At 68.5% G+C, this 13,199-nt stretch carries 9 protein-coding genes; 7 read left to right on the top strand and 2 right to left on the bottom strand.

What is annotated here, in order from left to right:
• Positions 1–67: 67 nt before the first annotated feature.
• From GH2_RS16325 to GH2_RS16315, 3 genes are read left to right on the top strand one after another with little or no spacing between them, the layout of a single operon-like run.
• Entirely contained in the window at positions 68–3,328 is a 3,261-nt protein-coding gene (locus GH2_RS16325; protein ID WP_066170349.1) for an arabinosyltransferase domain-containing protein, read from the top strand.
• The gene (locus GH2_RS16320; RefSeq protein ID WP_066170347.1) at positions 3,321–6,689 is read left to right on the top strand and encodes an arabinosyltransferase domain-containing protein; all 3,369 of its coding nucleotides are present in this window, start codon (positions 3,321–3,323) and stop codon (positions 6,687–6,689) included. Before GH2_RS16325 ends, GH2_RS16320 begins: the two co-directional genes overlap by 8 nt.
• Positions 6,690–6,745: 56 nt before the next feature.
• Positions 6,746–7,822 (top strand): NADH:flavin oxidoreductase, encoded by a 1,077-nt coding sequence (locus GH2_RS16315; protein ID WP_066170586.1) that lies wholly within the window; start codon positions 6,746–6,748, stop codon positions 7,820–7,822.
• Here GH2_RS16315 and GH2_RS16310 read toward each other — a convergent pair.
• Entirely contained in the window at positions 7,783–9,891 is a 2,109-nt protein-coding gene (locus GH2_RS16310; RefSeq protein ID WP_239589076.1) for a heavy metal translocating P-type ATPase, read from the bottom strand. The genes GH2_RS16315 and GH2_RS16310 overlap by 40 nt on opposite strands.
• Before the next feature lie 96 nt (positions 9,892–9,987).
• On the opposite strand from GH2_RS16310, the gene GH2_RS16305 reads away from it, so the two are divergent.
• From GH2_RS16305 to GH2_RS16290, 4 genes are all read left to right on the top strand, one after another.
• Positions 9,988–10,635 (top strand): DUF1345 domain-containing protein, encoded by a 648-nt coding sequence (locus GH2_RS16305; protein ID WP_066170341.1) that lies wholly within the window; start codon positions 9,988–9,990, stop codon positions 10,633–10,635.
• Positions 10,586–10,870 carry a LysE family translocator gene (locus tag GH2_RS16300; RefSeq protein ID WP_084247561.1) on the top strand — a complete coding sequence of 95 codons (285 nt, stop codon included), beginning with the start codon at positions 10,586–10,588 and terminating at the stop codon, positions 10,868–10,870. The genes GH2_RS16305 and GH2_RS16300 overlap by 50 nt, the downstream gene beginning before the upstream one ends.
• Positions 10,871–10,949: 79 nt before the next feature.
• Entirely contained in the window at positions 10,950–11,456 is a 507-nt protein-coding gene (locus GH2_RS16295; RefSeq protein ID WP_066170336.1) for a hypothetical protein, read from the top strand.
• Between the two features lie 54 nt (positions 11,457–11,510).
• Entirely contained in the window at positions 11,511–12,788 is a 1,278-nt protein-coding gene (locus GH2_RS16290; RefSeq protein ID WP_066170333.1) for a flotillin family protein, read from the top strand.
• A gap of 75 nt (positions 12,789–12,863) precedes the next feature.
• Here GH2_RS16290 and GH2_RS16285 read toward each other — a convergent pair whose 3' ends face one another.
• Complete coding sequence (locus GH2_RS16285) at positions 12,864–13,193, bottom strand: GNAT family N-acetyltransferase (protein WP_066170330.1); 330 nt, start codon at positions 13,191–13,193, stop codon at positions 12,864–12,866.
• Between the last annotated feature and the right edge of the window lie 6 nt (positions 13,194–13,199).

Here is a 13,199-nt window from a genome sequence, read left to right as displayed (position 1 = left end):
TTGTCGGGTTCGGCGCGCCGAGTGCTCTCAGGTGAAGTTCATCCCGCCTCGCCTATCCTCACTCTCGATGAGTACTTCACAGAGAGACACCGCGCGAAGGTATTCGCTCATTGCCTCCGTCGCCGGTCTGGTTGCGATCCTCGCGGCTCTCGCGACCCCGTTCGTGCCGGTCACGGCCCATGATGCGTCGATCGATTGGCCGAACGGTCAGGAGCTCTCCGCAGACAACGGGTCCGTGGTCGCGCCGCTCGTCTCGCAGACGGCGAACTCGCTGAACATCACGATCGGGTGCGGCATCCTCCGCACCGCGGCAGCCAAGGATGCCGACAGCGTGATCATCGCCACTGCGCCGTCGTCGGCGACCCGTGAAGTCCGTAACACGGCGATGACCATCACCGCGGGCCCCTCGGGCGCCCGGGTGATGTCCGCCAACAAGGTCTTGGCGTCCGCCGATGCGGCGGCGCTGCGTGCCTGCACCGAACTGACGGTGTGGGCCGACGAATCCGCCTTGGGCGCGCAGTTCGTCGGTGTCGGTCCGCCCGCTCGCGGCGATCCGCTCGACCGCCCGACCGTCGCAGGCGTCTTCACCGATCTCACCGGCGATCAGGTGCGCGCGGCGAACGGTGATCTGGCCGTGCACATCGCGATCGACAACGCCTTCGACGTCTCGCGCACCTGGCTCAAGACCGCCGTCATCGTCATCGGCGTCGTCGCCGCCCTCATCGCGTTGCTGGCCCTGGCCAAGCTCGACGCCGTCGCCCGACTCCGCGGCGCCATCGCCGGACGCCGAAAAGCACTCCATCTGGCCGTTCCCAGCGTCACCGACCTGACCGTCACCGCAGCCCTGGTGATCTGGCACTTCTTGGGGGCGGGCACCTCCGACGACGGGTACATCCAGGTGATGGGCCGCAACGCGTCGGAATCCGGCGTCTTCACGACGTACTACCGATTCTTCGGCGTCCCCGAAGCCCCGTTCGACTGGTACTACTCGTTCCTCTCGCACTGGGCGTCGGTCAGTTCCGCAGGCATCTGGATGCGACTTCCCGGGCTGCTGGCGGGACTGTTGTCGTGGTTCATCATCAGCCGTGTCCTCATCCCGCGACTCGGACCCGCGGTCCGGCGATCGCGGTGGGCCGTCCTCAGCGGCGCCGCTGTCTTCGTCGCGTTCTGGATCGCCTTCTGCAGCGGCCTCCGCCCCGAGCCGATCATCGTGCTCGGCACCCTCGTCACCTGGTGGCTCGTGGAGGCGGCCATCGCCACCCGGCGGCTGCTGCCCGCCGCTCTCGCAACGTTCGCCGCGCTGTTGACCCTGGCCACCGGCCCGCAGGGCGTCATCGCCGTCGCCGTGCTGATCGTCGGTTCCCGGCCCATGCTGCGGATCGTGCGATCCCTGCGGCGCGAGTACGGACTGCTCCCCCTGTTCGCGTCACTGGGCGCCGCGGTGTCGCTGATCGTGTTCCTGGTGTTCCGGACACAGACCATCGCGAACATCGTGGAGTCGGTCCAGGTGCGCTACTCCGTGGGTCCCACCCTGTCCTGGTACCAGGAGCTGATGCGGTACTACTTCCTGACCGTCGGCACTCCGGATGCGGCGTTGGCGAAGCGGGTCCCGGTCCTGCTGGTGATCGTGGCATTGGGTGCGACCATCGCGATCATGCTGCGCCGCCGACGCCTCGCCGGCTTCGCTCGCGGGCCGGTCTGGCGACTGCTCGGCACCGTGCTGCTGACCATCGGACTGCTCTCCTTCGTCCCGACCAAATGGACCATTCAGTTCGGCATCTTCGCGGGCGTGGGCGCCGCCCTGGTGACGGTCGCGACCGCCGCGCTCATCACGGTGGCGGGGTCGTCGCCGCGTGCGCTCTGGGCATACCTGACGGTTCTGCTCGGTGCCTGCGCCGTGGCGGCGGCGGGCAACAACGCGTGGGGCTGGGCGTACGACTACGGCATCCCGTGGTTCGACAAGGCTCCGGTCCTGGCAGGCCAACCTTTGTCGACGCTGTGCCTGGTGTTGACCGGCATCTCGTTCCTAATTCTGCTGTGGGTGTGTGTCCGTCCCGACCACCGTCGCAGCGCGACGCCTGAGGCGTCGAAACGTCGACGCGCCATCGCGGCGGTTCCGGTCCTCGTCGTCGCGGCGGGTCTGGTCCTGGCCGAGTTCGCCCTGTTCGGTCGCGCCGCCCTCGACCGTTCGGACACCTACACCGCCGCGAGCGCGAACCTGCGCGCCCTGACCGGAAACACCTGCGGCATGGCCGATCGCGTCCTCGTGGAGCAGGACCCGAACCAGGGCATGCTGCGCCCGGCCGACGGCGGCACCGCGTCGGCGACACTGCGCGGCGAGTCGACCGGCTTCACCCCCGACGGCGTGGCCTTCGATCTCACCCCCGAACCGGTGCGCATGGGTGCGGGCACCATCCACGTGTCCAGCCCCGGACACTCGACCAGCGCGAAGGGCGCGACTCCCGGAACCGAAGGCGGGGTGGGTCCGCGGACCGTCAACGGCTCCACCGCGGCACTCCCCTTCGGGTTGGACCCGGCCACCACGCCGGTCCTGGGCAGCTTCGGTTTCGACAACGGCACCGCCCGACTGACCTCCGGCTGGTACCAGCTGCCCGCGCGTGATGCGTCGCCGCTGATCGCCGTGTCGGCCGCCGGCTCGATCTTCTCGATCGGCCAAGACGGCGCTCCGGTCGCCGGCCGCGAGCTGACCATCGAGTTCGGCACTCGGAACGGCGACGAGTTCACGCCCGTCGGCGCACCGTTCCTGCCGATCGATCCCGGTCCCGACCACGCCAACCGTCCGTGGCGGAACCTGCGCATACCGATGACGGCAGTGCCGGCACAGGCCACCGCGATGCGCATCGTGGCCGTCGACTCCAACTTGAACCCCGACGAATGGCTGGCGATCACGCCGCCGCGCGCGCCGCAGTTGCGGTCGCTGCAGGACGTCGTCGGAAGTGACGATCCGGTGCTCGTGGATCTGTCGGTCGGCAGCCAGTTCCCCTGTCAGGCGCCGATCACCGCCCACGACGGCGTGTTCACCGTCCCGCAGTGGCGCATCACGCCCGATCGTGCCGCGACGTTCACCAAGTCGAAGAGTTGGCAGCGCGCGGGCGCAGGCGGCATCCTCGCCGTGTCGGACTCGGTGACGCGGTCGTCGACCGTCGCGACGTACCTGGAGAACGACTGGTATCGCGACTGGGGCAACCTGCTCAAGCTCAGCCCGCTGGTGCCCGACGCCCCCGCCGCGCACCTCACCACGACCACGTCACGACAGGGCGGCTGGCGCAGTACCAGCACCATCGTGACCGGAGGATCCGATGACTGACCCGACCCCGCGCACCACCGAGCGCTCGGCACGCACCACCGCCGTCGCCAAGACGGTGGCCATCGTGACGGGACTGATCGGCATCCTGCTGGCCCTGGCCGCACCACTGCTGCCCGTCACGTACACGAACGCCGAGATCGTCTGGCCGCAGGCGACGTCCGAAGGCGCCGCACCGACCGTCGAGAACGTGGTCGCGCCCAATGTGTCGTTCAACCCCACGTCCATGGACGTGACGGTTCCGTGTTCACTGGCGGCCGCCCTGCCGGAGAACGGGGGCGTGCTGCTGTCGACCGTGCCGAAGACCGGACTCAACGCGCGCCAAGTCGGCTTGTTCATCACCGCCACGCACGACAACATCCTCGTCACCGAACGCAACTCCGTCCTGCTGACCGTGCCGCGAGCCCAGGCGCAGGGCTCGACCGACTGCCGGATCGTCGTCCACGCCGACACCACCGGCACACGTGGCGGAGTCGAGGGCATCACCGTCGAGCACGGCACGTTCGAGATCGCGAATCCGGACGCCCGACCGCAGATCATCGGCGTCTACACCGATCTGCCGAAGACCACCCCGACGGAGGGGCTGAGCTTCCGATCCACCATCGACACTCGCTTCAGCACCAGCCCCACCGCACTCAAGCGGACGCTCCTGATCGTCGGTGTGCTGGCGACGATCGTCTCGATCATCGCGCTCGCCGTCCTCGACGCCCGCGACGGCCGTCGACTGCGTCGACTGCTGCCACGCGGATGGTGGCGCCCGACCATCGTCGACGCGTTCATCACCGCGGTACTGCTGGTCTGGTTGATGATCGGCGGCAACACCGCCGACGACGGGTACCAGGTGACGGTCGGACGCGTCGCGCCCGGCGCAGGCTATCTCGACAACTACTACCGCTACTTCGGCGTCCCCCAAGACCCGTTCGGCTGGCACTACCAGTACCTCGCGAAATGGATGGAGATCAGCACCGCGGTCCCGTGGCTGCGCCTGCTGCCCTTCTTGTTCGCCTGCGCCACGTGGTTCCTGATCAGCCGCATCGCCATCCCCCGACTGGGGCGGACCATCGCCGGGTCGAAGGTGGCGCTCTGGGCTGCCGCCCTGGCGTTCCTCGCCGTCTGGCTGCCGTTCAACAACGGCCTGCGGGTGGAGCCTGCGATCACCCTCGGCATCCTGCTGACCTGGGTGCTGGTGGAACGCGCCATCGCCACCGGACGCTTCATGCCGTTCGCGCTCGCGATCATCTCCGCTGCCTTCACGCTCACCATTCATCCGGTCGGAGCCATCGCCGCGGTGGCACTGCTCGCCGCACTGCGCCCGATGCTGCGTCGGGCGAAGTACCGCCGTCGCCGCGACGGGCTGGCGCCGATCGTGATCCCGTTGATCGCCTCCGGACTGCTGGTGCTCTACGAGATCTTCGCCGACCAGCCGATCGCGACGATCATCGAGGGCGTCAAGGCCCAGGGCGTCGTCGGCCCCACCAACAAGTGGTGGACCGAGGCCATGCGCTGGTACATCCTGCTCAATCCGACGCCCGACGGCTCCATCGCTCGCCGGGTCGGCATCTTCGTCACCATCCTCTCGGTCCTGCTGGTGGTCCTGGTGCTGGTCCGCAAGCACAACGTGCCGGGCGTCGCGACCGCCGCGCTGTGGCGTCTCATCGCCGTCACCGGCGGATCGGTCGCCGTGCTGGCCTTCGTCCCGACCAAGGCCACCCACCAGATGGGCGTGTTCGCATCCCTGGCAGGTCCGCTCGCCGCGGCGGCGACCGCATTCGTGCAGCCCAGCGTGCTGCGACGGCGATGCAATCGCACGTTCTTCGCCGCAGCCAGCGCCTATGCACTCGCCGTGGCGTTCGCAGGCCGCAATCAGTGGTGGTACGTGGGCAGTTACGGCATCCCCTGGGCGGATGACACCCCGCATGTCGCAGGCATCGGCCTGTTCTGGCCGATCTTCGCCGTCGCCGTCGCACTGACCGCACTCGGTCTCTGGCAGTACTACCGCGACGACGCGTCGCCCCGCACCGACGTCGTCGACACCGTCGACGACGCGAACACGACCACGCCGTATCTGCGCGGTCCGTCGCGCACCCTCGACAAGTTGCCGATGTACTCCCTGGTCATCATCACGGCCGCGATGCTCGCGTTCAACATGATGTCGTTCGCGAAGGCCTATCGTGCGCAGGCCGACTCGTGGTCGTGGGCGAGCTCGAACATCGACACGTTCCGCGGCAAGCCGTGTGCGCTCGCCGAGGCGGTCCTCGTCGAGCCCGATCCGAACGCGGGCGTGCTCTCCCCCGCCACGCTGCCGGGCCGGCCCACACTGAGCGTCGGGCAGGCGCTCGCGGGCGGCCCCGACTCACCGGCCGGTTTCAACCCCGACGGTGTGCCCGAGCATCTCGTGAGCGATGCCGAGAAGAGTTCGGACGACTCCGACAGCGACACCGGCGCTCAGGCGGTCGACGACAGTCAGCGGACCTCCGCGACCGACGACACCGCGGACGAGGGCACCACGTCGGACACCTCGGGCGGCACCACGTCGAGCCGCGGCGTCAACGGGTCGAGCGTCAAGCTGCCCTTCGGCCTCGACCAGAGCAAGGTCCCGGTCCTGGGCACCTACCGGGACAAGTCGGGGACCGGTCAACTGACGTCCGGCTGGTATCAACTGCCGGAGCGGTCTCCCGATCGGCCGCTGATCACGATGGCGGTGGCCGGGCAGGTCGAGAGCATCGACGAGGTCGCCGTGCTGCGCGACGGACAGAGTGTGCGGCTGGAAGCCGGACGCGTGCAACCGGACGGCAGTGTGAAGACCGTCGCCTCGTTGACGCCGTTCGATGCGGGCGGTGCTCCGGAGTGGCGCAACCTGCGATTCCCGATGAGTCAGATCCCGGCCGGCGCGAGCGTCGTCCGCATCGTCGCGACCGACACCTCGCCCAGCGTCGACGCCTGGGTCGCGGTGACGCCGCCGCGCGTGGCCACGATGGAGACGTTGAACGCGCTCGTCGGCAAGGACGATCCGGTGCTGCTGGACTGGGAGGTCGCGTTCGCGTTCCCGTGCCAGCGACCCTCGGGTGTGGTTCACGGCGTTCTCGAGACGCCGAAGTGGCGGATCACCCCGGACGCCGAGGGCGAGCGAGTGAACTCGGCGCGGTGGATGGCCGGCGACTACGGCGGCCCGCTCGGCATCACCGAGAACGAACTGCGTCCCACGGAGATCCCGGCCTACCTCAAGAACGACTGGGCCCGTGACTGGGGTTCGCTGCAGCGGTTCACACCGCTGCTGCCCCAGACCGATGCTGATCTCACGCTGACGCGGGAGAGCCACACCGGACTGTGGACGCCCGGCCCGATGCGCGTGATCAAGAACTGATCGCACGCGATCGGGCGACCGACGGACCGTGCCGCGACATCTCTACACTGAGCGAGGTGACCTCTCCCGCTGCCCCGCTCGACTTCGCGCACGGCCCGTCGTGGCCCAATCGGATCGCGCTCGCCCCGCTGACCAATCTGCAGAGCAACCCCGACGGAACCCTGTCCGACGACGAGTACGCCTGGCTGGTCCGCCGCGCCCAAGGCGGCTTCGGCATGGTGATGACCTGTGCCGCCTGGGTGTCGGAGAAGGGACACACCTTCAGCGGCCAGCTCGGCACGAGCGGTGCGGACCACCTCCCCGGCCTGACTCGACTGGCGACCGGCCTGCGCGCCGCGGGCGCGGTCTCGACCATTCAGTTGCAGCACGGTGGACGACGCGGCGACGGTCAGTTCGACGTGTCGCGCGCCGCACCGTGGAATGATCCGGCCAAAAACGCGACGGCGATGACGACCGCCGAGGTGGAGGCCACCGTGGCCGATTTCGCGGCTGCTGCGGCGCTCGCCGAGTCCGCGGGCTTCGACGGCGCCGAGATCCACGGCGCGCACGGCTACCTGCTCTGCCAGTTCCTGGACGCCCGCAGCAACGACCGCACAGACAAGTACGGCGGCAGCGCCGACAATCGTTTCCGGATCATCCACGAGGCGGTCGACGCTGTTCGTGCGGCGACCGGACCGGACTTCCAAGTGGGACTGCGCCTCTCACCCGAGCGCTACGGCATCCCGCTCGCGGACGGTCGCGAGCTCGCTGCGCAGATGCTGGGTTCGGGGCAACTCGACTATCTCGACATGTCACTGTGGGACGCGTTCAAGCAACCGCACGAGTCCGAGCATCACGGCCGTCGGATGCTCGACCACTTCACCGACCTGCCGCGCGGCACCACCCGTCTCGGTGTCGCGGGCAAGATCCTCGGCGGCGACCACGTGCGCGACTGCCTCCAATCGGGCGTCGACTTCGTCCTGATCGGGACCGGCGGCATCCTGCACCACGATTTCGCGGCGCGGGTGATCGCCGATCCCGACTTCGCCTCGATCCCGCAACCGGTGACCGCCGCGCATATGCGGGCCGAGTCGATCGGTCCGGCGTTCCTCGACTACCTGTCGACCAATTGGGACGACTTCGTCGCAGGCTGACCGGTCCGCACCGTCGCTGCGGATCCACGCAGCACGCGATCCGCACTGGTCTGCGGATCGAGGTCGAGCCGGCGCAGGAGTTGCGAGTTGAGCGCCACGACGATCGTCGACAACGACATCAGAACGGCGCCGACGCTCATCGGCATCAGGAAGCCGACCGGTGCCAGCACGCCCGCAGCCAACGGCACCGCGATCAGGTTGTACCCCGCTGCCCACCACAGGTTCTGCTGCATCTTGCGATATCCGGCACGCGAGAGCTCGATCACCGAGAGCACCGACCGCGGGTCCGAACTCGCCAGCACCACACCGGCCGACGCGATCGCGACATCGGTGCCCGCACCGATCGCGATGCCGACGTCGGCGCCGGCGAGCGCGGGCGCGTCGTTCACTCCGTCACCCACCATGGCGACGGTGCGACCCTCGGCCTGCAGTTCCGCGACCACGCCCGCCTTGTCCTCGGGGCGTACCTGGGCGTAGACGCGGTCGACTCCCACTTCGGCTGCGACGGTGTCGGCGACGGCGCGGGCGTCACCGGTGATCATCACCACCGCGGCGCCGAGCCGATGCAAGGCCTCGATCGCCTCGGCGGACTCCGGACGGATGTCATCGGCCAGCTTCACCGCTCCGACCACCTGACCGTCGACCACCACGTGCAGGATGATGGCGCCCTCCGCTCGCCACCGGTCGGCGACGGGCAGCTCCGCCGCGTCATGGAGTGCGAGCATCCTGGGTCCGCCGACCTCGACGCGCGCGCCGTCGATCGTCGCGGCGACTCCGGTCGCCGGTTCGGAGGTGAAGTCGGCGGCGGCGGGCACCGTGAGGTCGCGGTTCGACGCCGCATCGACGATCGCCGCCGCGAGCGGGTGTTCACTGTCGGTCTCGGCGGACGCGGCGAGCGCGAGGACCTCGTCGGACGTGCGGCCGGCGGTCGCCGCCACCTCGACGACGGTCGGGGTGCCCTTGGTGAGGGTGCCGGTCTTGTCGAACAGGACGGTGTCGACCGACCTCATCTGTTCCAACGCCAACCGGTCCTTCACCAGGACCCCGCCGCGGGCGGCTCGCTCGGTCGCAATCGAGACGACGAGTGGAATCGCGAGTCCGAGTGCGTGGGGGCAGGCGATCACCAGGACCGTGATGACGCGGACGATCGCGGTGTCGGGCATGCCGAGTGCCAGCCAAACGATCGCGGTGAGCGCGGCGGATCCCAGTGCGAACCAGAACAGCCATCCGGCCGCTCGATCGGCCAGGCGCTGCGCCTTCGATGATGATGCCTGCGCGTCGGCGACCAAGCGCCCGATGCCGGCCAGCGTCGTCTCGTCGCCCACTGCGGTCACCTGGACGCGGAGCCCGGAGTCGGTGGCGATGGTGCCCGCGACCACGTGGTCGCCCACGGATCGACGGACCGTGCGGGATTCGCCGGTCACCATCGACTCGTCGACGTCGGCCGATCCGTCGACGACGACGCCGTCGGCCGGCATCGACGCGCCAGGACGGACCAGGACGACGTCGTCGATCCGAAGATCGGCGGGTGCGACGCGGTGGATCGCGTCGTCGACCACCACCTCCGCCTCATCAGGCAGCAACGCCGCCAGTGAATCGAGTGCCGACGTGGTCTGCGCGAGCGACGCCATCTCGATCCAGTGTCCCAGCAGCATGATCACCACCAGGAGTGCGAGCTCCCACCAGAAGCTCAACTCGTGACTGATCACGCCGATGGTCGCTCCCCACGAGGACACGAAGGCGACGGTGATGGCCGTCCCGATCAGCAGCATCATGCCGGGCTTGCGGTCCCGGATCTCGCTGACGGCTCCGGTCAGGAAGGGGCGCCCGCCCCAGAGGTAGATCACGGTGCCGAGGGCCGGTGCGATCCAGCGCGCCCACCCCGGCACCTCGTAACCCAGCAGATCGCCGAACATCGGGTCGAAGGCCACCACCGGCACGGCGAGGACGGTCATGGCCCAGAACAGTCTGCGGAAGACGGCGACATGGTCGGCCCCGTGCCCCGCGTGAGCCCCGTGTTCCGCGTGACCGTCGCCGCCGTGCGTCCCGTGGTCCTGGTGATTCCCCATCGGTTCCATGGTTCGAACATATACCCATAGGGGGTATCGGTCAACCTGAGTGAAGCGCCGGGCAGGACGATTCCGGCACCCCGTAGGCTTCTCCCCATGCACCCGCACCCCGTCGACCGTCCCGCGCGCCTGGCCGGATATGCGGCGACGGCAGCCGATTCGGCGTTGGTCCTCCTGTCGTTTCTCAGCCTGTTCGTCGAGTCGTTCCTCGTGATGCTCGTCTGGGAGGTGCTCGCCGTGACCTACATGGCGGCCGCCTGGCTGGTGAGTCGACGTCTCACGCTCCGCGGTGCCAGCGACAGCCGCACCGGAATCTTCCAATGGCTGTCGTGGCTGATGCCGCTGGCGGCCAGCCTGGCCGGCGTCAACGCCGCCGTCGTGACACTGGTCGGCAAGAACCTCGCCGAGGCCGGCTACGACCCCGGCGGGCTGCGCGTGCTCGGCGTCGCCGGGATCGTCATCGCGTGGGCACTGCTCAACATGAGCTTCGTGAACGTCTACATGACGGTCATCGACCGCGCCGCGCCGCAGCGACCCCCGTTCGCGGTGCCGGGCGAGCCCGATCCGGACTACCCCGAGATGATCTACTTCTCGTTCACCATCGGCACCAGCTTCGCCGCATCCGACGTCGACGTCCTGACCCGACCGGCTCGCCGCGCGGTCCTCGCCCACAGCACCGTCGCGTTCTTCTTCAATGCCGTCGTCGTGGCGGCGGTGTTCCAGGTTCTGCAGCAACTCGTATGACCGCCTGATCGTCACCAACTCTCCGACCACGTTCGCGGTGATCCGCTACGTCGGCGCCGCCTACCTGGTGTACCTCGGTGTTCAACAGATCCGGGCCAAGCCCCACGCCGACGCCGCAGTGGCCGCGGTCCCGACAGCGGCGTGGCCGATGTTCACCCGTGGCGTGTGGGTGAATCTCTTGAAGCCGAAGGCCATCGTCTTCCTCGGCGTCGGGCTGATGGTCGTCTTCCTCTGACCGAGCCGTCCGACGTCCGAATGGTCCACTGCACACGATGTGCCAGACTGGAGACACCACAACTGCTTTGGGGGTACGCGTGCTGAGCATCGTTCTGTTGATCGTCGGCGGCGTGGGACTGGTGTTGACGCTGCTGTCGCTCATCGGCCTCGACTTCGGCGGCGTCGACTTCGACCTCGGCGACGGCGGCGTCGGGCTGCTCTCCATCGTCACGCCGTTCGCCATGGGCTTCGGTCTGCTGGGCGGCGGACTGATGCGGTTCACCGACACCCCGACCTGGCTGTCGTTGGTGGTCGGACTCGCGACCGGCATCGGTCTGTCGCTGGTCACGATCATCGTCCTCGGTTACCTGGTGGGCGCCGAGGAGGAACTCCCCGCCACCGATTACCTCGGGTCGATGGTCCGCGTGGTCGAACCCGTCACGCCGGGCCGGTTCGGATTGGGCGAGGTCGACAGCGCGCTCGGATCACAGCAGTTGACCATCACCTCCGACGAAGCACTCGAACACAACGCCTCCGCGGTCATCGTGGAGAAGATGGACGGTCGCGAGAGCTACATCGTCGTCCGCTTCACCCCGCCCGCCTGATTCGTTTCCCAGCGGCTCGTCGCGAGCCGCTCAACAGAAAGGAACCCATCACCCATGGGAGCCATCCTCGGAGCAGTCGTGGCCATCGTGGTCCTCCTGGTTCTGCTCGTCATCCTCCTCCTGTCGCGCTACCGCGTGCCCGGAGCCGAGGAGGCATTCATCGTCACCGGCACCGGCAAGGGGCACCAGGGCAAGGTGTACCGCGGTACCGGAACCTTCGTCCTGCCCGTCGTCCAACGCGCGACCCGCGTGCAGCTCTCGTCCGTGAAAGCCGACCTCGACACGTCGACGCCGGCGAACGACGGCATCGAGCTGAAGGTCCGTGGCGTCGCGATCGTGAAGGTCGGCGACACCCCCGAGGCCATTCTCAAGGCCGGACCGCGTTTCGGCGACGACCTCATGCGCGTGAAAGCGCTGGTCACCGAGCAACTGTCGGGTGAGCTCCGCTCCATCGTCGGTACGATGACCGCCAAGAGCATCCTGGTCGACCGCCAGCAGCTGGTAGACCAGGTGGCCCAGTCCATCAAGGAGATCCTGGGCAACCAGGGCCTGGTTCTCGACAGCTTCTCGATCAACGACGTCCAGGACTCGGACGGCCAGTACTTCTCCGACCTCGCCGCCCGCGAGCGCTCGGATCAGGCGGCCGTCGCCGCGAAGTCCCGCGCCGAGGCGCATCGCGTCGCCGAAGAGAGCCGTATCGCCAACGAGCAGGCGGTCATCCAGCAGCAGCGTGAACTCGACATCGAACGCGAGGCGGCTCGTCAGGCCACCGACCGCGCCGCGGCGGAAGCCGACGCGGTGCGTCCGTTGGTCGAGGCCGAGCGGCGACGCATTCAGGTCGAGAAGGACAACGAGGTCGCCGAGCAGCGAGCGCGTTTGCGCGACACCGAGCTCGACGCCGAGGTCCGTCGCCCCGCCGAAGCCGAGCTGTACGCCGCCCAGCAGCGCGCCGAAGCCCGGAAGGCCGAGATCATCGCCGAAGCCGCGGCGAAGGCCGAAGGCATCCGGATCACCGGTGAGGCCGAGGCCGACGCGCTGGAGAAACGCGCAGAAGCGCTCGGCAAGCTCGATAACGTCGGTCAGCTGGAACTGGTGCTGAGCAAGCTCCCGCAGATCGTCGAAGCGGCGTCGGCACCGCTCTCGGAGGCGAGCATCACGTTGGTCGGCGACTCGGTGAACCCGATCGCCAAGGGCGCGGGCACCAGCCTGGTCAGCACCATGGAACTGATCAAGGGCTCCACCGGCATCGACATCGCGAGCATGATCGCTGATCTCGGCAAGGGATCGACGGACGTCGACGACTCCGCGAAGGACGACGTCGGCGAGCAGTGACGACGAACGCGACCATGCCCGGGGCGATCGGCGCGATCACCCCGGGCATGGTCGTGTTCGCAGGCGCCGGCAGCGCTACCGGGACTTCAGGAACTCAAGGATCTCCGGCGTGACCGGATCGGCGAGATCGGCCACCTCCTCGTGTTTGCTGATGTAGCGGGCCACCAGCGGGCATACGGCGACGACACGCTGACCTGCGGCGCGGGTGTCCTCGAGCGCCTCGCGGACGAGAATCGAACTGAGCCCGCGACCGGCGAACCGGTCATCGAGCTCGGTGTGCGGGAAGATGCGCTGGGCGTTGCGGTCGACGAACTGGGTGAAGCCTGCGAGTTCGCCGTTCACGATGATGTCGTAGCGGCCCTGCTCGTCGTTCCGGACGACGGAGGTGCGGTCTGCATCGGTCATGGTCTT

It is taken from the genome of Gordonia hydrophobica NBRC 16057 (assembly GCF_001592365.1).
Taxonomy (GTDB): Bacteria; Actinomycetota; Actinomycetes; order Mycobacteriales; family Mycobacteriaceae; genus Gordonia; species Gordonia hydrophobica.
The sequence above is the reverse complement of the archived record's forward strand: the minus strand, read 5'-3'. Positions and strand labels throughout refer to the sequence as shown.